Genomic DNA, 20,678 nt, shown 5'->3' with positions numbered 1-20,678 from the left:
GCACTCGCAGCGGCCCCGGTCCGCCGTTGGGGCCGGAGGGCGAGTGGTTAGACCGGGGTGTCGGACAGCGGCACGAAGCCGGGGGTGCACGCCGATTCGATGTTCGACGCGGTGAACGGCGTGGCGCTGGTGGTGCAGCGGGCTTCGTAGAGCACCCCGCCCTTGGCGAGCAGGGTGATGTACAGGTACCCGTCAGCCGCCTCGGTGACGGACACGGCCGTGTCCAGGACGCACTTCGGTGCCCGCTGGATGAGACCGAGGTTGATCCACACGCCCGGGTTGCGGCTGTCGTTGAGGAAGGCGTGCCCGTCCCGGTCCGTCGCCGTGCGGTAGACGATCGCGGGGTTGACGGACTCGGCAAAGTCCGTGACGGTCGAGCTCACACCGCGTTCGCCTTCGCAGCGCTTCTTGGAGTCGTGCTCGGAGGATGAGCTGGACTTCGGGTCGGGCTCTTTCGCGGTGTCCGCGAGCGCCGACGGGACCATCAGCGCTCCGACGAGCGTAGCTCCGGACACGACCGCGAGGCCACGGGCGGCCCAAGCGAGCTTCTTCATCTGCTTCCTCTCATTGCGCGCACTGTCGGCCGCGGGGGGTGCACGCCTACGACCGCCCACCGTCGGTTTCCCGGCGGCTTGGCGGGTGTGGGCGGGTGAGGTGGGCTTCGAACCTCGAAGGAGCCTTCAGAACGGTTCGGTGCTCTCCCCATGCGGACACCTGGAGCGGCCTGTGTGATTTCGACACCGAACATCCCACCGCAGACGCGGGCCCATGCGCCCCGGCCCGATTCCTCACCCGTGGAGAGGACTTCGTAGCACCGAATGGTCCCTGGCGGCCTCGGCCCGAGCCGTCGCCCACATGGCAGACCGCCGCCCCTCCCATCAGCGAAAGTCTGATGGGAGGGGCGGCGGGAGGCGCCCTGAGGGACGGTCAGCGAGTGCCGGGTCAGGGGAAGAGCTCGTAGGTCACGTCCTTGGGGACCGGAGAGGGCGCGGTGCCGGTGTAGAGCAGCCGGATGGTGGTGAACCGCGTGATGTCGGGGTGGGCGGGCCAGGGCTGCGGATTGCTCAGCGTCACCGTGACCGGGTGGGGGTGGAAGCGGCCCGCCGCGCAGTACGGGCGGCAGTCGTTCACCATGTCGGTGCCGGTGGCCGTCGCGGTGCGCGCACCCCAGTTCTCCCAGCGCAGCCGGACGAGGCGGTTGTTGCCGTCGCCGCAGGCGAGCAGATACTCGGCGGGGCGGATCTGCACCTGGGAGGAGCAGTCGACGACCACGACCGGATCCGGTTCCGGGGCCGCCCGGGTCTGTGCGGAAGCGGGCACGGCGCCCACCACGAGGGCGGCGGCCGCGCACAGCAGTGCGGGCGTCCGCACCTTGGGCCGGGGCGCGGGAGCGAGCCCGCCTTCTCCGGGAGAGTCCACGAGATCCTCCTTGCGCCGCCTTCTCCGTGCCTGCTGCAGCTCGTGCCCAGCTTCCCCCATCCGGCCGCACAGCGCACCCGCTACGGCGGCCCGGCGGGGCCGCCGGCGGACATCACCCCTGCTGAGGACCGGTGGGAGGGCTCCCGGGTGCGGGGAGCCCTCAGACCTGGTTCAGCTGCCGGGCCGCACCACGAACGCCACGGCCTCCACCGGCCCGCTGCGGCGGAAGTGCAGGACGAAGGGGATGGCGTCACCCACCTGCCAGCGGGCCTTCCCCCTCACCTTCACCATCACGTCCAGGGTGTCCGGCCTCATGGTCAAGGTGCCGCCCGCCGGGATGTCCGCCGAAGGGACCATGCGCATGGCATCGGCCCCCTCGCCCACCCGCTCGTGGCGGCTCAGCATGGCCCCCTCGACGGCCGGGGAGGTCACGGAGACCAGCTGGTCGTCCGCCCCGCCCGTGTTCGTGAGCCGGAAGAACGCGGCGGTGCGCTCCTTGTCGGCGTACGGGAGGAAGACCCGCCCGACGCCCACCTCGATCTGCGGCGGGCTGCCGGCGGCCCCTGCTCTGGTCCACGCCGTCAGGCCGACCAGAGCCGCCAGGCAGGCGACGACGGGGACGAGCGCGCCGAGCAGCCCTTCGCGCAGGCGCCGACGGCTCGGCCTCCACCCTTGCGTGGTCGACGGGTCCGGGGGAGCGGTCATCACTGAGAGGCCTTTCGGGCGGGAGCGACGAGGCGCTTCGGCGAGGGCTGCCAGGCCCGCAGGCGCAGGCTGTTGGCCACGACGAGGAGAGAGCTGGCGGACATGGCGGCGGCGGCCACCATCGGGTTGAGCCACCCCACGGCCGCCAGCGGCACGGTGGCCGCGTTGTAGCCGAACGCCCAGACGAGGTTGAGCCGGATGGTCGCCAGCGTGCGCCGGGCAAGGCGGACCGCGTCGGCGACCGCCTCGATGTCTCCCCGTACGAGCGTCACATCGGCCGCCCCGATGGCCACATCCGTTCCGCTGCCCATCGCGATGCCGAGATCGGCGTCCGCCAGCGCCGCGGCGTCGTTCACGCCGTCCCCGATCACCGCGACCTGATGGCCCTCGCTCTTCAACCGCCGCACCAAGGCTGCCTTGTCCTCCGGTGTGCAGCGGGCGTGGACATCCGTGATGCCCAGTTCCGCGGCCACGGCGCGCGCGGTCGTCTCCCGGTCGCCGGTGGCCAGGACCGGCGCCACTCCGAGGCGCCGCAGGCGGTCCACGGCCCGGTAACTGCCGGGCCGCAGGGCGTCCCCCAGGGCGATGAGGGCCTCGTCGACGCCGTCCACCCGGACCAGGACCGGTGTGAGCGCGGCGGCCTCCGCCTCGGCCAGCGCCCGGGCCAGCGACTCGGGCAGTCCGTCGCCGGGGGCCCGTACCTCCACACGCCTGCCCTCCACGACACCCGTGACGCCCGCGCCGGGAGTGGCCAGGAAACCGGTCACCGCGGGCAGCGGGCGCTTCGCCGGGACGCGCTGCGCGTACGAGGCGACCGCGCGGCCCAGCGGATGCTCCGAACCCTGTTCCACCGCCCCGGCCAGCCGGACGGCCGCGTCCCGGCCGATGCCGCCGCCGGCCGCCGTGACCCGGACGACCGACATGTGCCCGGTGGTGAGGGTGCCGGTCTTGTCCAGGACGATGGTGTCGATGTGGCGCAGCGCCTCCAGCGCCTGCGGCCCGCTGACCAGCACGCCGAGTTGGGTACCCCGCCCCGTGGCGGCCATCAGCGCGGTGGGGGTCGCCAGACCCAGAGCGCAGGGACAGGCGACGACGAGGATCGCCACGGCCGCCGTGACAGCCGCCTGCGGGTCGGCCCCGGCGCCGAGCCAGAAACCGAGGACCGTGACGGCCAGGGCGAGCACGACCGGCACGAACACGCCCGCCACCTTGTCGGCCAGGCGCTGGGCACGCGCCTTTCCCGCCTGGGCTTCGGTGACCATACGAGTGATCCTGGCGAGTTGGGTGTCCGCGCCGACCGCGGTGGCCCGTACGAGGAGCAGCCCTCCCGCGTTGACGGCGCCGCCGACCACCGCCCGGCCGGGCCCCACCTCGACCGGGTCGCTCTCCCCGGTCACCAGGGAGAGGTCCAGCGCGGAACTCCCGGAGACCACCACACCGTCGGTGGCGACGCGTTCGCCGGGACGGACCACGAACTCCTGCCCCGGCCTGAGCTGTTCGATCGGCAGCCGTCGCTCCTGACCGCCCTCCCGCACGGTCACGTCCTTGGCGGCCAGGCCCGCCAGGGCGCGCAGGGCCTGACCGGTGCCGCGCCGGGCACGTGCCTCCAGATGGCGGCCGGTCAGGACGAACAAGGGCACGCCGACCGCCGCCTCCAGATAGACGTGCGCGACACCGCCCCCCGCCGAGGGGAGAAACGTGAACGGCATCCGCATGCCCGGATCGCCGGCCCCGCCGAGGAACAGCGCGTACAGCGACCAGGCGAACGACGCGAGGACACCGAGGGAGACGAGGGTGTCCATGGTGGCCGCCGAGTGCCGCAACCCGCGTACCGCCCGCAGATGGAAGGGCCAGGCGCTCCAGACCACCACGGGGGCGGCGAGCACGAGGCACAGCCACTGCCAGTTGCGGAACTGCAGGGCGGGCACCATCGACAGCACGAGAACCGGCAGGCAGAGCAGCGCGGTGACCAACAGACGTTGGCGCTCCGGGCGGCCGTCGTCCGCTGCCGGTTCGGTCGCAGGGGATTCCTGGCGCGCTTCGGGAGGCAACACCAACTCGGCCCGGTAGCCGGCCCGCTCGACCGCCGCCAGCAGGTCCGCGACGGTGACGTCCGGTGGGTGGTTCACCCGGGCCCTGCCGGTCGCCAGATTGACCGCGGCCGTCACTCCGTCGAGTCTGGCCAGTCGCTTCTCCACCCGGTTCACGCAGGCCGCACAGGTCATACCGCTGACGACCAGATCCGTCGTCGGCAGGGCGGCGTTAGCCACTTCGGCTGTCATCGCCCGTCACCCGACCCCATGCCGCCCATGCGGTCGCCGTGCGGCTCGGAACCCCCGGGGGAGCCGGAACCGGTGCCGGTGGACCGCATGCCGGGCGCGACCGGACCGGCGGCGGACCCGATCCCGTACGAGAGGGCGAACATCGCCACGAGCAGCAGTACGAACCCGGTCAGCGCCGGCGGTGGTGCCCACCGCCCGGGGACGGCGGGCAGTTGGGCTGTGGACTGTTCTTCTTCGGCCATCGACATTCCCTGGTTCGACGATTCGAACACGGGGCTCCCGCTCCAGAGCTCCGGAGAGGTGGTCGTGCGCGGTCCGCTACGGGTTCCCCCCGGCCGACGAGTTCGACGGTGCACAGTGTGGACGTCGGCAACAGGACGAGACCGCACAACAGCCAACACCAGCACAATTCACAGGTGACTTGGGTAGAGTCCGCACCCAACACTTCAATCGAGGAGCCCTCATGCCCGCTCAGGAGATTCCCACCCTCAAGTCCCAGTACGCCGAGAAGGTCACGGCCGACCTCGACCGGAACACCGCGGAGCAGGAAAGGGTGCGCGAGGAGATCGCCTCCCTGCAGGAGCGCCTGACCGCGCTGAGCCAGGACCACGAACTCCTGGTCGGCATGCGTTCGGCCCTCGGCGACACCGCCGTCGCGGTGCCCGGCCCGCGCACCGGCCAGAAGACCGCGACGCCCGCGAAGACCACCGCGAGGAAGACGGCGGCGAAGCAGACCGGGGCCGCCACCGACACGAAGAAGACCACTGCCGCCAAGACAACTGCGAAGAAGGCGACTTCCACGAAGGCGACTTCCACGAAGGCGACCGCCACGAAGGCAGCCGCCAAGAAGGTGAGCGACGCAAAGGCTCCGGCGAAGGAGTCCGACACGACGCAGGCGAAGGCGCTGGAAAAGCCGCAGGAGAAGGCGCAGGAAAAGGCACAGGAAAAGGCACAGCCGAAGTCGCAGGAGAAGCAGCTCCCCCTGACGGAGCTGATCCACCAGCACCTGAGCGGCCAGTCCGAGCCCAAGACGACCGGTGAGATCACCGAGGCTCTGACGGCCGCGTACCCGGGCCGCAGCCTCAGCAACAGCCTCGTGCGCACGAACACCGAGCGTCTGGTGGCCCGGAGCAGGGCCGAGCGCGTCAAGCAGGGTTCCACCGTCTACTACACGGCGTTCCAGCACACCGCCGGGGCCGCTGAGGCTCCGGCCGCCGCGTCAGAGGAGGCAGCGGTCCGCAAGACCGAGGAGGCACAGGTGCCCGCCACCGCCTGAACTGGTCCCCCGTCCGGGGCGGCAGTCGGCGTCGGCGTCCCGCCGGAGCAGCACACCCCGTCCGGTGTCTGCTCTCAGGGGGCCGGCCATCCGGGCGCTGCGGGGGCCGCCCCCGAACGCGTGCGCGCACGCTGCTTCACCACGAGCGCGGCGATGCCGCGGGAGGGCGGCCGTCAGCAGAACGCCTGCCGCGCGACCGAGGCGCCCTTGTTCCAGCCGTCCAGGAACTGCTTGTTGCCGCTCGCCGGGGCCTTGGCGCCACAATTGCCCTTGACGGCATCCCAGCCGGCCACGATGCCGGCCTTGAAGGTGGTGCCGCTCGGTGTCGTCGTCGTATCGCCGCCGCCACTGCACTGGGTCACCTGGTTGTTCTGCGTGACGGTGTACTGGGCCTTCTCCTTCTTGGTGATCGTGAAGCCGCCGTTGGCATCCATCTTGAACTCTCCGCCGGCAGCGGTCGGCGAGGAGAGCAACGCGGACTGTCCCGCCTCGAATCCGCCACCGGAGACGTTCACCGTGCCGTCGGCCAGGACACCCGACAAGGAACAGGTTGCGGCGGGGGCGGCCGCAGGCGCCGAAGCCCAGGCGAATGCGGCCGGACCCAGGGTCAGTGGGACAGCCACGAGGGGGCTGAGCAGGGTGAGACGAGTACGTCGGTTCATTGCTTCCTCCCGATGAGGACCACAGGGAACGCGGAAACGGGTCACGTCGACGCAGCGACTCGGCTCGCTCCCGGCACGGATGGACGCCGTGTGGTCATGCCGTGTGGTCATGGGGGATCGCCAGTGATCGCCAGTGCCGGCTGCCCTCGACCTCCGGGAGGCCTCGGGCCTTTCCGGCAGCACCGGTATGCGCAGGTGCCCGCTCTCCCATCCTCCCCCTCCCGGTCCGGGGTTGCTACCCGACGGTGTCCAGCGCCGGGGCGATGACGGCGAAGGCCCGGTCGAGCATCACCGTGGGGTCGTCGGCGCCGTCGCTGCCGCTCCACCGGTGCAGGACGGCGTCGAAGGCCGTGATCGCCATGCCGGCGGCCAGCTCCGGATACAGATCGCCCTCGGGCGCGCGCCCGGCGCGGCGGCCGAGTTCCGCGGTGAGGTCCTGGCGCCACTGAGCCTGGCGTTCCAGGAACCGGGCGTGCAGGGCAGGGGTGCGCAGGATCAGCTGCACCACTCGCAGCGCCCTGTCGGAGTGGTCGGCGCAGACGGCGAGGGGGACCGAGACGGCGTGCCGCAGCGCCACCGAGGGCCGCTCGTCGGCGGGGCGGGCGGCCAGCTCCGCGTGCATTCCGGTCCCCAGATCCGCCAGGAACCGGACGACCACGTCCTCCTTGGAGGCGAAGTACCGGAAGAAGGTCCGCTTGGACACCCCGGCCGCGGCGACGATCTCGTCGACGGTGACCGCGTCGAACCCCTTCAGCGCCAGTAGCTGCAGAGCCGCCTCGGTCAGCTCGTTCGAGACGAGCTGACGCTTGCGCTCGGCCATGGTGATGTCAGGGCGGGGTTTCATCGCGCCATCGTAGCGCAATGCCGTCCGTGACACTCGGAAGCATGTTGACACCAAGTGCCATCAGAGACATTCTGTGCCGCATGACACGGGACATGAGTCAGGACATGAGCCAGGACATGAGGCAGCGCATGACGCAGGACATGGCACAGGAGCGGCACGACCTTTCCGAACACACCCCGGCCCCCGCCGAGCGCGTCTTCGTCGTGACCGGGGCGAACAGCGGACTCGGCCTGGCGACCACCCAGGCGCTCGCCCGGCAGGGCGGCCACGTGATCCTCGCGGTACGTGACGAGGCGAAGGGCCGGCAGGTGGCGGCGCGCATCATCGCCGAACAGCCGGGGGCCGGCCTCGAAGTGCGCCGCCTCGACCTGGCCGATCTGGAGTCGGTCCGGGCCTTCGCGCGCCGCATGCACGCGGACCACCAGCGCGTGGACGTACTCATCAACAACGCCGGTGTCATGGCGCCGCCGAGGACGCTCAGCGCACAGGGCCACGAGTTGCAGTTCGCCTCCAACCACCTCGGCCATTTCGCACTCACCGGGCTGCTGTTCGACCTCCTGGCGGTCGGCCACGACCCGCGTGTGGTCACGGTGACCTCGCTCAACCACCGCAAGGGCCGGATCCACTTCGACGACATCACGGGCGAACGCGGGTACGCACCCATGGCCTTCTACAACCAGTCGAAGTTCGCCAATGCCGTCTTCGGCCGGGAACTGCACCGGCGGCTGACCGCCGCCGACAGCCCGGTGCGCAGCATCCTCGCCCATCCCGGCTACACGTCGACCAACCTCCAGACGAGCGCGCCGAGCGGCCTGGTGAAGCTGCTGTACGGCCGCATCCTCACCCCCCTCGCCCAGTCCCCGCGGCAGGGGGCGCTGCCCCAGCTCCACGCGGCGACCGCCCCGGGCGTGGAGAGCGGCCGGTTCATCGGGCCCGACGGCATGGGCGAACTGCGTGGCACGCCGACGGAGGTGAAGCTGTTCCCCGCGGCGGCCGATCCCGAGACCGGGCGCCGGTTGTGGGAGCTGTCGGAACGCCTCACCGATACGCGGTTCTTGATTCCGGCCCTGCCCTGACGCGGTCCCGACGGGCCGTCGACGGTCGGCCTCCGCTCAGCCGTCCCGGTCTCCCATCAGCCCGTTCTCCCAGGCCGCCAGGGCCGCCTCCACCCGGTTGCGTGCCCCGAGCTTGCCCAGGACGGCGCTGACGTGGGCCTTGACCGTGCCTTCGACCAGACTCAGCCGGGCCGCGATCTCCGCGTTCGACAAGCCCGCGCCGACCAGGGCGAGTACGGCGTTCTCCCGCTCCGTCAGCTGCTCCAGGGCCCGCCCGCCCGGCCCCGCGCCCGCCACTCGTCCGGAGCGAAGGCCGCTCACCACACGGGCGGCCACCCGCGGCGACAGGTAGGCACCACCGGCGGCGACCGCGTGCACCCCCGCCAGCAGTTCCCTCGGGTCGTCCGCCTTCAGCAGGAATCCGTCGGCGCCGGCCCGCAGCGCCCGGTCGATGAAGGCGTCCTCGCCGAAGGTGGTCAGCATGATCACCGCGGTGCCCGGCAGCTGCCGGTGGATCCGCTCGGCCGCCGCGATCCCGTCGAGCCGCGGCATCTGTATGTCCAGCAGCACCACCGCGGGCCGGTGCGCGCGGACCGCGTCGACGGCCTCCAGCCCGTCCGCGGCCTCGGCGACGACTTCGACCTCGGGGTCCCGGCTCAGGATCGCCCGGATCCCCGCTCGCACCATCGCTTCATCGTCTGCCACCAGCACGCGCACCATCAGCACAGCCTAATCACCCGTTCGACCCGCAGGCCGCGACCATCGGCGGAGGACCCCCGACGAAAGTAGGGGGTGTGATCACCACCGGGCGGCCGATGCCCCGCAGCGGCCGTCGCTCCTACCGTCTGAGCAGTACGGAAACCACAGGAGGACATCGTGATCACGCTCAGCGGCCTGACGAAGAGATACGGCGAAACCGTCGCCGTGGACGACCTCACGCTCGACATCGAGGAAGGCCGGGTGACCGGCTTCCTCGGCCCGAACGGAGCGGGCAAGTCCACCACCATGCGGATGATCCTGGGCCTGGACCGCCCCACCGCGGGCGAAGCCCTCATCGACGGCAAGCCGTACGCCTCGCTGCGCCACCCCCTCCGGGAGGTCGGGGCCCTCCTCGACGCGAAGGCCCTGCACCCGGCGCGTTCGGCACGCAGCCACCTCCTCGCGCAGGCCCGCAGCAACGGCATCCCCGCCCGGCGGGTGGACGAGGTCCTGGAGATGGTCGGAATCGCCGCAGTGGCCCGCCGGCGCGCCGGAGCCTTCTCCCTGGGGATGTACCAGCGCCTCGGTGTCGCGGGCGCTCTGCTCGGCGACCCGAAGGTGCTCATCTTCGACGAGCCGGTGAACGGCCTCGACCCGGACGGGGTGCGCTGGATACGCGAGCTCGTACGGAACCAGGCCGCACAGGGCCGGACCGTGCTCCTCTCCAGCCACCTGATGAGCGAGATGCAGCTGACGGCCGACCAGCTCGTCGTCATCGGAAAGGGCCGGCTGCTCGCGGACCAGCCCATGGCGCAGTTGCTGCAAGCCCACTCCACGGCCACCGTGCACGCCATGGTCCCCGACACCCGCCAGCGGCACACCCTGGCCGCCGCGCTGGCCGAGCACGCCGGAGCGCGGGCCGAGACGACCGCGGAGGAAATGCTCGTCATCAAGGACAGCACCCTCGCCGAAGTCGGCGATCTGGCCCACCGGCTGGGCATCCGGCTGCACGAACTCCGCGCCGAGTCGGTGTCCCTGGAGCAGGCCTACATGGAACTGACCGCACGCAGCGTGGAGTTCGGTTCCGGCACTGCCCGCGCGGCCGAGAAGGTGACGGTGTGAGCCCCGTGCCGACCACAGCCGACGCCACCGCGCCCGGCCGCCCGTACGCCGGAGGCGGCCGACGGGGTGCCATCGCCGCCGAGTGGGTGAAGCTCCGCTCGCTGCGCTCCCCGTACGCATGCCTGCTGACGGGCGCCGTCGCCACGGGGATCTTCGCCTTCTACTACGGCTCGATCGCCCGGATCAACGACAAGCCCCTCCAGGCCGTGGGCAACGCCCCGGTGACGTCCCTGCTCCTCGTCCAGTTCGCGGTCGTCGTACTGGCCATGATCACGGTGACGAGCGAGTACGCCACCGGCAGCGTGCGCGCGTCCCTGCTGTGGGTACCGGTCCGGCACCGCATGCAGGTGGCGAAGTGCATCGTGGCCGCCACGGTGGCGTTCGCCGCCGGAGTGCTCTTCGGGGTGCTGGGCATGGCGGTGGCCTGGGCGCCGTTCCGCGGTCACGCCACCTTCGACGCGGCCACGTCCGTGGGCCAGCTGCTGGCGATGGGCCTGTACTGCGCCCTGATCGCCCTGCTCACGGTGGGGACGGCATTCGCCCTCAGGGCCTCGGCCGGCGCACTCACGGTGTTGTTCGCCGTGATCTCCGCCCTGCCGAGCATGTGCACCGGACTCGGCGGCGAGGTGCTGCTGACCCTGAACGACTACCTGCCGCAGACCGCCGGCCAGTACCTCATGCTGGCCGGCTCCACGGCTCCCTACCCGCGGGCGGCGTCCGTGCTGATCCTGCTCGCCTGGGCCGCGGCCGGCCACCTGACCGGCCGACTCGTCCTGCGCCGACGCGATGCGTGACGCACCCTACGAAGTCCCGCCGGGGAAGACGTCCTTGGCGACCAGCGTGGAACCCGACCAGCACAGCCGGTACACGTCCACCTGGTCCCAGAGGCTGCTGCCCGAACGGTAGAACGCGCAGTCCGTGCCCTCGGGCGCGGGCTGCGCCTTCATGTGGTCGGACGGATAGCGGAACGCGTGCCGCGGCAGCGCCACCTCTCCGCCGCCCCACGCGGCCCCGACGCGCAACGCCTCGTACCGCGCCGGGGGCAACACGCTCGTGGTCAGCCGGTGGGCGAGAACGGCGGCGGAAGCCAGCGCGACGAGGCCGAAGACCCCCGGGACGCCGAACGCGAGGGCGAAGCGAAGACCCGCACGGCGCCGGGCGGCGCCGAACTGGCGCGACGACGCCGAGGCCGCTCCCGTCCGCCCGCCGAGCGGCGCGCCGAGGGCACTCGACAGGTCGGCGCCGACCCGGTCCGGCAGGACCGCGCGCACCTGGAACCCGCCTTCGTACGGCTGCGCCCGCAGGCTGCCGCCCAGCACCCGGACCCGCTCCGTCAGACCCGCCAGCCCGTGGCCGCCGGACACGCCACCCGGCCGGGGCCCCGAGGGCGGCGCCCCATTGGACACCGTCACCTCGGCGCGCCCCGCGTCCCGCCGGATCCGCACCCGGATCCGGCTTCCGGGCGCGTGCTTGACGGCGTTCGTCAACGACTCCTGCACCACCCGGTACAGCGCCCGGTCGATCAACGGCGGGAGCCCGGGCTCCACCTCGCCGGCCCCCTCCAGGTCCACGGCGACCCCGGACCCCGCAACCCGTGCCACGAGCTGCGCCAGAGACTCGGACGGCGCCGTAGCCGGCTGCGTCTCCATCCCCTCGCGCAGCACGCCGATGGTCTCCCGCAGGTGCTCGACCGCATCCGCCACACTCGCACGCAGCTGTGCCACGTCCTCACGGTCCTGGCCGCCCAGCGCCGGTGACAGCTCCAGGGCGCCCGCGCGCAACGCGATGAGACTGAGCTCGTGCCCGAGCGAATCGTGCATGTCGGCCGCGATCCGCGCCCGCTCCCGCAGCCGCGCCCGGTCCGCCACGAGTTCCTGCTGCTCCTCCAGGCTGCGCGCCCGCTGCCAGCCGCCCTGCACCAGCGCGTGCCGGGCCTGCCAGTACCGTCCGAAGAGCCAGGGGAGCAGCAGGGCCGCCGGCACGAAGCTCAGGGCGTAGATCCAGTGCACGGAGTCGACGCCCAGCAGGGCGCACAGCGCCACGTCGGCGGCGAGGCAGCCGGCCAGTACGAGCGGCCCCGCACTCGTGCGAGCGGGCCCCGGGCCCGCCGGCTTCGTGCCCGTCGGCCCCGTTCCGAGGAGGAAGGCCGCCACGGCCAGGGACAGCAGGTACGGGTTCGCCGGCGTACGGTCGGAAGCCAGGCCGAGCGCGCAGAACGCGTTGGCGACGAACACGCCGCCGCCGGGCCGCCTTCGTCCGAGCCCCACCACCAAGGCCGGCACCACCAGGGCCAGCACCACGGACACCAGCGGCGCGGACCCGCCGCGCTCCACATGCCACAGCAGACCGGCGGCCGAAAGCCCGGCCCACACCACCGCGCCGCCCGCGACCGCCCGTACCGCACCCGCCTTCACCAGCGCACCCCCACACATCGCGTCCCGGCCCGAGGCTACCGAGGAACAAGAAGTCCAGAACCCAGAGAGCCAGAAAGAGCGGGGTCCGCCATCGGCTCAGGTTCTCCGCGATGACCGGTCTGCTGGTCTACTGCCGGACGAAGGGCTCGCTACCCTCCGGGGCATAGGCCAGGTCCAGCTCTGCCTGACCTTGATCCGTGGAGTACAGGAAGAACAGGTCGCACGTCGGGCCACCGGCGGCGGCCGTCAACTTGACCTCCGTAGCCGGCCCGACGGAGTCCAGATGCCAGGGTCGCCAGGTACCGGTGAACTTCGTGTCGGCTGACCACGACCCCTTGTGACACACGCTGCGAGGCAGGCTCATCTCTCCGAGCGCACCGTCCTCGAGGAACTGGATCGTGCCCAGGGTCGGCGACCTCCAGGACCCGACGACATGCCGCGCCCTGTCCTCGTCGGTCTGCACGGTGCAGGACACCGCCAGCGGTAGGACGGCCGCCAGTGAGCCGATCAGGAAACGGACGCCACTCCTCATCCGACATCTCCCTTCTGGAGCGGGTTACTCGAAGTCACTGGGTCGGGCATGGTTCCCACCCGTCATGTAGTTCTTTGACTCCCCGGTGATCGCGTCCCCCCATCGGGCGGCCGTACTCGTTGTTCACGAGGTCCGAGAGGTGATCAGCATAGTTGTGGCCTTCCCGGTCGCCGTACGCCTCGTGGGCGTCCGCGACGGAGGCGCCGGCCTCGGTTCACCCCTGTGACCGCACGACACGGCAGCGGATGGCAGGGGCCGTCCTCCCGGCAACGTGTGGATCCACCCGCCCGGGGAGATGAGCAGGGCCCCTGTTATCGTGCGCCGATGTCAACGATCAAGCAGTTCCAAGTGACCTTCGACTGCGCGGAGCCTGCGCGCCTCGCCGCCTTCTGGTGCGAGGTGCTGGGGTACGTCGTACCGACGGTCCCGGAGGGCTTTGCCACGTGGGAGGAGTACCACCTCTCGCTGCCGCCCGAGGACGAGGTCTACTTCGCGTGCGCTGATCCCTCGGGTGTGGCCCCGCGCTTGCTCTTCCAGCGAGTTCCCGAAGGCAAGGTCGTCAAGAACCGGGTGCATCTCGATGTGCGGGCCGGCACCGGGCTCGTGGGTGACGAGCGCCTGGCCACACTCGAGGCCGAATGTGCACGGCTGATGGCGCTCGGCGCGAAACACGTGCTGACGCAGCGAGCCGATGGCGTCAACGAGTCGTGCATCACGATGCAGGACATCGAGGGCAACGAGTTCTGCCTCGCCTGATCCTCCTCCGAGACTGCGAGGGGGGAGCCGTCTCCCGGGGACCTCTCAGGTCTCGTACGCGGCAGAAGCTATCCCGTGAGAGCGAGGTTGTGCAGTCGGGCGATGCCGAGCATGGCGTGTCGGACCCCGTCGCCCGTGAGACGGCAGTCGCGGAGGATCTTCCAGCCCGGCAACTCTTTGCCCGGGGTGCGGCGGTGGGGCATGAGGAGGCCGCTGCCCGGATAGCCGCCGTCGGCCATCGTGAGGGTCCTGCCCGCGGCGGCCTTCGCGCCAGACTCCTCCCATGCCCGGCAGTCGTTGCGATTGCCGGGCAAAGCGATGCTGTGGTCCCGGGTAGGCGCCAGGGTGCCGTCGACCACCAGCGCGGTGTCCTTGGCGAACCGGCGCCGAGGCTGGAATGCGATGAGCGGGCCGAGCTGGTCGATGATGCGGTCGGCCGCCGATTTCGAGATGCCGAACAATGGGCGAGTTCGCGCATCGTCAGGTTCGTGCGCCAGTTGCAGGGCGAGATCACTTACGGGACAACCCTTGGGCCGGGCGCCCCGAGGGGCCCCGCGCACCTGGTCTCAACGGGGCTCGGCCGAGCGCCGGCCGCTGAGTTCCCGGTCCAGGGAGGACTGGACCCGGCGCATGGCGTCACTCTGCTCGGGATCCTGGGCCAAGACCCACATGTCCTGTGGCGACACGTCCTTCACGTGCGTCTGGATCCACCAGAGGTTGCCCCAGGGGTCGCGCACCCGCCCCACCCGGTCCCCGAAGAAGAGCTCCGTCATGCCGGTCACCGAGACGGCTCCCGCCGACAGCGCGCGCCGGTACACCAAGTCCCCGTCCTCGACGTACAGCCGGATGAAGCTCGGCGTGTCCGGCCACTCCTCCTTGGCGTCGAACAGCATCACCACCGAGTCGCCGATCCGTACCTCGGCGTGGCCGATCGATCCGTCCTCGTTGTGGACCAGGCCCTCCTCGGTCGCCCCGAACGCCTCGATCAGGAAGTCGATCAGCTTGGCCACGCCCCTGGCGATGATCCACGGTGTGACGGTGTGATAGCCGGCGGGAATCGGCTGAACCTCGGTGCTCATGACCCTCCATCCAGTGTGGCCGTACGGCGCGGCCGTGGCGTGAGGGCCACGCTAGACCCCATCTAGGCCAGATCCCGGCCTAGATGGGGCCCCGGAGTGACGGGTCCGGAGCACCGGGCTTCTCGGGCCGCAGGTACCGCCCCCAGATCCGGGCCTTGCGATACGGGCCGTCCCCGCCGCTGTCGTACTGCGGCGCATCGAAGGCGACCGAGTACGTCAGCTCGCCGGCACCGGCGAGGGGGTGCTTCACCGGCTCGGGCGCTCCCATGGCATCGATTATGCGCGCTCACCCGGGAGCGCGGTACGGCGCCCGGGGCGCGGAGAGGGGTGTAGTGCCCTGCGGGCGGGGGGCGTTGGCATGGTGTGCTGCCCGGGCCATCAGGTAGGTTTCTGGAATCTGATTCCAATTCTGATGGGGCTGACGTGTTAGAGCTGAGGGGGAGCGGGGCCGAGCCGCTGGAGGCGGGGGATCCGCGCCGGATCGGGTCGATCCCGCTGGCGGGCCGGCTCGGGGTCGGCGGCATGGGGCGGGTGTACCTCGGGGTCCACGAAGGGCGTTACGTCGCCGTCAAGCAGCTGCTGGCCTCCGTCGTGGGCGAGGACGCGGACTTCCTGCGACGTTTCGGGCACGAGCTGGACAACCTTTCCCGGCTGCCCGCTGCGGCCACCGCCCCGCTGCTGGCCAGCGACCGCACCGCCCAGCCGCCGTGGTTCGCCACCGCGTACATCCCCGGGCTCACGCTGAGCAAGGCCCTGGAGCTGTACGGCGGCCCGCTCCCCGCCGACGCGCTGTGGCTGCTGTTGCGCGAGGCGGCGGCCGGCCTGGCCTCGGTGCACGGACTGGACATGGTCCACCGGGACCTCAAGCCGTCCAACGTCATGCTGACCCTCGACGGTCTCACCCTCATCGACTTCGGCATCGCCCGGGCCGCCGAACAGAGCCAGCTGACCCGCACGGGCATGGTGGTGGGCACCCCCGCCTACATGGCGCCTGAACAGGCCTCCGGGAAACGCCAGGTGAGCGGCGCCACGGACGTGTTCGCACTGGGTTCGGTGCTCGCCTACGCGGCCTGCGGCCGACCCCCGTTCGGTGAGGAGTCCGGGCACGGCGTGCTGTACCGCATCGTCCACGAGGAGCCGGACCTGGAGCCGCTGCGGGAGCTGGATCCCGAGCTCGCCGAGCTCGTCGAGGCCTGCCTCGACAAGGATCCCGAGGGCCGTCCGACCGCCGCCGAACTCCTCGAACGGGCCGCCGGGCAGGGCCCGTCCACCGGCCCGCTGTGGCCGGCGGCCATCACCGAGCGCCTGAGCGAGCGGACCGCCTTCGCGGCGAACGTGCAGGAGATCGACGTACCGACCCTGCCGCTCGGCGGCAAGGCGACGGAACCGGCGAAGGACCCCGTGCCGAAGCCGGACACCAAGCCCGGGTCCGAGCCCGCCCCCGAGCCGGCTCCCGCGGCCGCGTCCGGTCCGCAGCGGTCCGAGCGCCGCCGCCGTACCCGGGTCCTGCTGGCCGTCGTCCCGGTCGTCGTGGTCGCGGGCGGCACGACACTGGCCATCCAGCACCTGCCGTACACGAACTCGCCGCAGGCCGGCGCTCAGGGCGGTTCGTCCGCCCCGGTCTCGGCCCCCGCCAACCCCCTGCCGGCGACGGGGAGCGGAACCCCGGCGGGTACGGCCTCTCCCGGTCAGTCCCCGGCCCAGGACAACCACGGGGAGGACGGCAAGGACGGCGGCCAGGCGGCGGCGGGCGGGCCCCAGCCCGGGCCCGTCGGCGGAACCGGAACCGGAACCGGCCAGGGCCCCGGAACCGGCCCGGTGCCCGGAACCGGCCAGGGCCCCGGGGGTGCGGGCGGCGGCGGCACACAGACCGCCGCGGGCGGTTCCGCGAACGGCGGAAACCCGGGCGGCGCCGGCACTCCCCGTCCCCCCGGCGGCGGCGCGTCCACCGCCCCCGTACCGCCCAAGACCCCCGACTCCGGCACCTACCGCTACCGGAACGGCAACAACAGCGAGTGCATCACCCAGGTCTTCGGCGCCTCGGACTCCGGCAGCTGCTCCGACGCGAGCGCACGGTGGACCGTACAGGGCAGATCGGACGGCAGCTTCAAACTCGTCAACCAGCAGGGCGGCCAGTGCCTGTACTCCAACGGACTCGGCCAGGCCGTCTTCGTGGGCGACTGCGCGCAGGACATCGGCCGGCTGTGGCGTACCGGATCGGGCGGCAGCCTCCGCAGCGAGTACGGCGGCGGATGCCTCGATCTGGGCATGAGCAGTGGCCTGATCACCACAACGTGCGGCGGGGAGGCATCGCAGCGCTGGACGAGGCAGGCCTAGACGCATAGCCACTGGCGGTCGTCGACGGGCGGGGGAGGTCTCGGCCGGGGGACGCCGAGGCCGCTCCGTCGGGGCCGCGCTCGTTGTTGTCGGTGCGGTCAGGCCAGGGGTTTTGCGACGAGCTCGACGACCTCTGCGGGGCCCGCCCGGAACGCCGGGCCGGCCGCGTCGGCTTCGATCATGTGCGCGGTGGCATCGTGTGCGGCGAGCGCGGCCTTCGACGACCACCGTTCGATGAGGACGAAGCGGTCAGGGTCCCCGCTCACCTGGTGCATGTCGTACTGCAGGCAACCCTCTTCGGCACGCACGAGCGGCGCGAGACGCTCGAACGCGGCGATCTGCTCCGGGCCGCGGCCCGGAAGGGTGGTGATCTGGATGACGAGTTGTACGGGCTGTGACATGCGGTGAAGAGTACCCAGCGGCCCTGGCCGGAGAATCGGCCAGGGCCGCCTGTCGCGCAGGCCGAGCGCGATGTCCAACAGCGAGGCCGCTACCGCCAGGCCGCAGGCGACGGCATTCAAGATCTCCACAGTCCGCACTCTCCTCGATCACGCGTCTTCGGGCGGTCCCGGATCGGCCGCCGCAGGACCCATTGGCGCGGAGCGGCCCCAAGGAATCCAGCACGGTGGAGAATGAGGGAATGTCGTGGACGAAGAGGGAGCGCCTGTGACCGTCGAGCGGGGGGAACGAAAGACGGATGACCCCCAAGTCCTGCCACCTGCAGCTTCGTTCGCCGCATGGCTCGCCAAGGTCAGGGCCACCTACGGCAATCCGACCCTGGACCGGCTCTCCCACCTGACCAAGCTCGTACCCCGCGGCCATCACGTCCCGCGTTCCACACTCAGCAAGGCGTTCCAGGGGCGGACCCTGCCCTCGATCGACGTCGCGACGGCCATCGCCCAGGCGTGCGTCCTGCACGCCGGCGGGGGCGGGAGCGTCATGGCGGCGACACGCAAGGAGTGCATGGACCGCTGGGGCCAGGCCAAGGCCGACGAGCAACTGGCCAAGATCATCGTGACGGCCGCGGAAGACCTTCCGGCGGACGCCGACTGGGAGCGCACCAGGCGGCGGAGCGAGGAGGAAGAAGCCTTTCTGGGCAAGTACCACGAGTGTCTGGCGGCGTCGCTCGACCGGATGGAGCTCTTCGGGGTCACGCTTCAGCAGCAGGACTTCAGCTACCGGATGAGCACCTCGTACATCAGCCTGAGCGCCACCTCGCACGGGCCGGTCGTCCCGCACCGGGACCGCGAGGGGCCGCTGCGGGTGGAGGACGCGATCGCCTCCTCGACCCGGGTCCTGATCAGGGGCGACGCCGGTTCGGGCAAGACGACGCTGCTGAAGTGGATCGCCATCGGATCCGTTCGCGGCACGCTGCCGGAAGCCATGCGCAGCTGGAACCACGCCGTGCCCTTCTTCCTCCCACTGCGTCATTTCGCCGGGCGGGAGTTGCCCACGCCCGAGGAGTTCATGGAGTACTCGGCGCGGACACTGGCCGGAGGCGCACCCGAGAACTTCGTGCGCCGCACACTCGACTCAGGGCACTGCACCGTGCTGATCGACGGGGTCGACGAGCTTCCGAGCGGGCGGCGGGAGGAAGTCCGCGGCTGGCTGAGGGAGATCACCGGCGCCTATCCGAAATGCCGGTACGTGATCACGTCCCGTCAGGCCGCCATCGACAGCCGGTGGCTGACCGATTCGGACTTCCTCTCCCTCGAACTGACTCCCATGAGTCTCTCGGACCAGAACCTCTTCATCACGCACTGGCACTCCACCATGCGCACGGCCATGAGCGAGGAACGGGAGAGGGAGCGTCTGGAGCAGCACGAGAAGGCGCTCGTGCGGAGCCTGTCCGAACGCCGTGAACTGCGGAGGCTGGGCAGCAACCCACTGTTGTGCGCCTTGCTGTGCGCCCTCCACTGGGACCGGGAGATGCAGCTGCCGGACGACCGGTTGAAGCTGTTCGAGGCGGCCCTGGAAATGCTTCTCGTACGGCGTGACCAGCACCGGAGGATCACCGGGGCGAGCATCCAGCTGAGCAGCGGCGTCCAGGAGATGATCCTCAAGAAGCTCGCCTACTGGATGATCCGCAATGACTTCACCGAGATCTCCATGGAGCAGATGGCCGAACGGGTCAGCAGCTATCTGGCGCAGACGCCGGACGAGGCGCTGGACGCCGCGGCCGTCGCCCATCAACTCCTCGTGCGCACAGGCCTGCTGAGGGCGCCCGCCGCAGGCCGCGTCGACTTCGTGCACCGCACGTTCCAGGAGTACCTCGCCGCCCATCAGCTGCTCAACGACAACGACCTCAACTTCCTGATCAAGCACGCCCACGAGGACCAGTGGCAGGACGTCGTCGTCATGGCCTCCGGGCAGGCGCGCGACGCCGAGCGCAATCACCTCGTCAAGGCCCTGCTGAAGCGGGCCCGTCGGGAAAGGGCCCACCGGGTACGGCTGACCGTACTCGCCATCGACTGCGCGGGCAGTGCCCCGACCCTCGACCTCGCCCTGCGGCGCGAAGCGCAGAAGAGGGCACAGGAACTGATTCCGCCCCAGGACATGCAGCAGGCCGCCGCGCTCGCCAATCTCGGCGAGGTGGCGCTCGATCACATGCCCGGCCCCGAAGCCGAGCTGCACCCGTACGAGATCGAGGCGATCCTGCACACCTGCCGCCTGGTCGGCGGGGCGCCCGCGATGCGTGTCCTGGCCCGGTACGCCAGACACCTCGGGCCCGCCGTCGAGGAGCAACTCATCGACATGTGGCGGGAGTTCGACCGTGGTGAATACGCCCGGGTCGTGCTGTCCGCGTTACCCCGGATCAGGCATCTCCTCGTGGACGCCGGCCTGGTCCGTCACCTGTCCTGCCTGCCCGGTCCCACCGTCCTGGAGGTACACGGGCACGTCGCGGGCTACGAGGCCATCGCTTCGCTGCACGGCTTGCAGTCCCTGTACCTGGTGGATCCCGCACCGGACCTGAGCGGGCTGACGGTCCCCGCGTCGCTGGAGCACCTGTCGGTGATCGGAGCCGTTGAGCACCAGGCGTTCCAGGGCCTCGTTCTGCCTGCTGTGGCCAGCGTGCATGCCGAAGTGTCCTGTCCGGACTGCTCGCTCACGCCCTGGCAGCTGATGGCGGGGTGGCCGTCGGCCACCCGGAGGTCCGTCGAGCGGCTCACGACCACGAGCCAACTGTGGGAGGTCGACCTCGAATCCCTGGAAGAGGCCTTCCCCTCGGTGCGGACGCTCACCCTGCGGGCGGACTACGTCCTGGGGATCGACGAGGTGGGCTCCTTCCTCAAGCGGCTGAGGACGAGCACGCAGGTGCGGGAATTGCGACTCCAGGTCGACGGGGACGAAGGGCTGCACGAACAGATCGCGCAGACCCTGTACCTCCACTGGCAGTGCCGCGCCCTGCACCGCGCCGGGCGCGGTTTCGGATTGGTCTTCACCCGCAGTGGCTGACCCGGGCCGCGTCCTGATCGCGTCGGGCGGGTCGGGCGGG

20 protein-coding genes and 1 pseudogene are annotated in these 20,678 nt (G+C 71.2%); 7 read left to right on the top strand and 14 right to left on the bottom strand.

Annotation, left to right across the window (positions count from 1 at the left end; genetic code table 11):
* Window positions 1–47 precede the first annotated feature (47 nt).
* The 5 genes from ACZ4TG_RS01025 to ACZ4TG_RS01005 all read right to left on the bottom strand — a co-directional run bounded on the left by ACZ4TG_RS01025 (window position 48) and on the right by ACZ4TG_RS01005 (window position 4,648).
* Window positions 48–554 (bottom strand): hypothetical protein, encoded by a 507-nt coding sequence (locus ACZ4TG_RS01025; protein WP_468159185.1) that lies wholly within the window; start codon window positions 552–554, stop codon window positions 48–50.
* Window positions 555–942: 388 nt separating this feature from the next.
* Complete coding sequence (locus ACZ4TG_RS01020) at window positions 943–1,419, bottom strand: hypothetical protein (protein ID WP_468159184.1); 477 nt, start codon at window positions 1,417–1,419, stop codon at window positions 943–945.
* Window positions 1,420–1,590: 171 nt separating this feature from the next.
* Entirely contained in the window at window positions 1,591–2,124 is a 534-nt protein-coding gene (locus ACZ4TG_RS01015) for a copper chaperone PCu(A)C (RefSeq protein WP_468159183.1), read from the bottom strand.
* Window positions 2,124–4,406, bottom strand: coding sequence for a heavy metal translocating P-type ATPase (locus tag ACZ4TG_RS01010; protein WP_468159182.1), 2,283 nt, complete (start codon window positions 4,404–4,406; stop codon window positions 2,124–2,126). Before ACZ4TG_RS01010 ends, ACZ4TG_RS01015 begins: the two co-directional genes overlap by 1 nt.
* Entirely contained in the window at window positions 4,403–4,648 is a 246-nt protein-coding gene (locus ACZ4TG_RS01005; protein ID WP_468159181.1) for a hypothetical protein, read from the bottom strand. Before ACZ4TG_RS01005 ends, ACZ4TG_RS01010 begins: the two co-directional genes overlap by 4 nt.
* A 221-nt stretch (window positions 4,649–4,869) precedes the next feature.
* Here ACZ4TG_RS01005 and ACZ4TG_RS01000 point away from each other — a divergent pair, with 221 nt between their 5' ends.
* Window positions 4,870–5,682: a hypothetical protein gene (locus ACZ4TG_RS01000; protein WP_468159180.1), complete on the top strand. Its 813-nt coding sequence runs from the start codon at window positions 4,870–4,872 to the stop codon at window positions 5,680–5,682.
* Between the two features lie 173 nt (window positions 5,683–5,855).
* Here the strand turns inward: ACZ4TG_RS01000 and ACZ4TG_RS00995 are convergent, their stop codons facing one another.
* Both ACZ4TG_RS00995 and ACZ4TG_RS00990 read right to left on the bottom strand, forming a co-directional pair.
* Window positions 5,856–6,344, bottom strand: coding sequence for a hypothetical protein (locus tag ACZ4TG_RS00995; protein ID WP_468159179.1), 489 nt, complete (start codon window positions 6,342–6,344; stop codon window positions 5,856–5,858).
* A gap of 235 nt (window positions 6,345–6,579) precedes the next feature.
* Window positions 6,580–7,188, bottom strand: a complete 609-nt coding sequence (locus ACZ4TG_RS00990) for a TetR family transcriptional regulator (RefSeq protein WP_468159178.1) — start codon at window positions 7,186–7,188, stop codon at window positions 6,580–6,582.
* 128 nt (window positions 7,189–7,316) lie between these two features.
* On the opposite strand from ACZ4TG_RS00990, the gene ACZ4TG_RS00985 reads away from it, so the two are divergent.
* Window positions 7,317–8,264, top strand: a complete 948-nt coding sequence (locus ACZ4TG_RS00985; RefSeq protein WP_468159761.1) for an oxidoreductase — start codon at window positions 7,317–7,319, stop codon at window positions 8,262–8,264.
* Between the two features lie 36 nt (window positions 8,265–8,300).
* Here the strand turns inward: ACZ4TG_RS00985 and ACZ4TG_RS00980 are convergent, their stop codons facing one another.
* Window positions 8,301–8,963 carry a response regulator gene (locus ACZ4TG_RS00980; RefSeq protein ID WP_468159177.1) on the bottom strand — a complete coding sequence of 221 codons (663 nt, stop codon included), beginning with the start codon at window positions 8,961–8,963 and terminating at the stop codon, window positions 8,301–8,303.
* Between the two features lie 156 nt (window positions 8,964–9,119).
* On the opposite strand from ACZ4TG_RS00980, the gene ACZ4TG_RS00975 reads away from it, so the two are divergent.
* Window positions 9,120–10,064 carry an ATP-binding cassette domain-containing protein gene (locus ACZ4TG_RS00975; protein WP_468159176.1) on the top strand — a complete coding sequence of 315 codons (945 nt, stop codon included), beginning with the start codon at window positions 9,120–9,122 and terminating at the stop codon, window positions 10,062–10,064.
* Entirely contained in the window at window positions 10,061–10,858 is a 798-nt protein-coding gene (locus tag ACZ4TG_RS00970) for an ABC transporter permease (protein WP_468159175.1), read from the top strand. Before ACZ4TG_RS00975 ends, ACZ4TG_RS00970 begins: the two co-directional genes overlap by 4 nt.
* 6 nt (window positions 10,859–10,864) lie before the next feature.
* On the opposite strand, the gene ACZ4TG_RS00965 is transcribed toward ACZ4TG_RS00970, so the two are convergent.
* Window positions 10,865–12,496: a sensor histidine kinase gene (locus ACZ4TG_RS00965; RefSeq protein ID WP_468159174.1), complete on the bottom strand. Its 1,632-nt coding sequence runs from the start codon at window positions 12,494–12,496 to the stop codon at window positions 10,865–10,867.
* A 109-nt stretch (window positions 12,497–12,605) separates the two neighbouring features.
* Entirely contained in the window at window positions 12,606–13,010 is a 405-nt protein-coding gene (locus tag ACZ4TG_RS00960; RefSeq protein ID WP_468159173.1) for a hypothetical protein, read from the bottom strand.
* 324 nt (window positions 13,011–13,334) lie between these two features.
* On the opposite strand from ACZ4TG_RS00960, the gene ACZ4TG_RS00955 reads away from it, so the two are divergent.
* On the top strand, window positions 13,335–13,766 hold the full coding sequence (locus ACZ4TG_RS00955; protein ID WP_468159172.1) for a VOC family protein: 432 nt from the start codon (window positions 13,335–13,337) through the stop codon (window positions 13,764–13,766).
* Window positions 13,767–13,834: 68 nt separating this feature from the next.
* On the opposite strand, the pseudogene ACZ4TG_RS00950 reads toward ACZ4TG_RS00955, so the two are convergent.
* From ACZ4TG_RS00950 to ACZ4TG_RS00940, 3 genes and pseudogenes are all read right to left on the bottom strand, one after another.
* Window positions 13,835–14,262 (bottom strand): annotated as a pseudogene (locus tag ACZ4TG_RS00950) (helix-turn-helix domain-containing protein); the annotation flags it as partial.
* Window positions 14,263–14,332: 70 nt separating this feature from the next.
* A complete protein-coding gene (locus ACZ4TG_RS00945; RefSeq protein ID WP_468159171.1) occupies window positions 14,333–14,845 on the bottom strand; it encodes a VOC family protein in 513 nt (170 codons plus the stop codon).
* A gap of 79 nt (window positions 14,846–14,924) precedes the next feature.
* Window positions 14,925–15,113, bottom strand: coding sequence for a hypothetical protein (locus ACZ4TG_RS00940; protein ID WP_468159170.1), 189 nt, complete (start codon window positions 15,111–15,113; stop codon window positions 14,925–14,927).
* Between the two features lie 155 nt (window positions 15,114–15,268).
* Here ACZ4TG_RS00940 and ACZ4TG_RS00935 point away from each other — a divergent pair, with 155 nt between their 5' ends.
* The gene (locus ACZ4TG_RS00935) at window positions 15,269–17,182 is read left to right on the top strand and encodes a serine/threonine-protein kinase (RefSeq protein ID WP_468159169.1); all 1,914 of its coding nucleotides are present in this window, start codon (window positions 15,269–15,271) and stop codon (window positions 17,180–17,182) included.
* 98 nt (window positions 17,183–17,280) lie between these two features.
* Here the strand turns inward: ACZ4TG_RS00935 and ACZ4TG_RS00930 are convergent, their stop codons facing one another.
* Entirely contained in the window at window positions 17,281–17,712 is a 432-nt protein-coding gene (locus ACZ4TG_RS00930) for a putative quinol monooxygenase (RefSeq protein WP_468159168.1), read from the bottom strand.
* Between the two features lie 136 nt (window positions 17,713–17,848).
* Between ACZ4TG_RS00930 and ACZ4TG_RS00925 the strand changes: the two genes are divergently transcribed.
* Window positions 17,849–20,638, top strand: coding sequence for an NACHT domain-containing protein (locus tag ACZ4TG_RS00925; RefSeq protein WP_468159167.1), 2,790 nt, complete (start codon window positions 17,849–17,851; stop codon window positions 20,636–20,638).
* Window positions 20,639–20,678 lie beyond the last annotated feature (40 nt).

The sequence above is a fragment of the Streptomyces sp. NPDC028314 genome (genome assembly GCF_055565795.1).
Note: the sequence above shows the minus strand (reverse complement) of the source record. Positions and strands in the feature narration are given on the sequence as shown.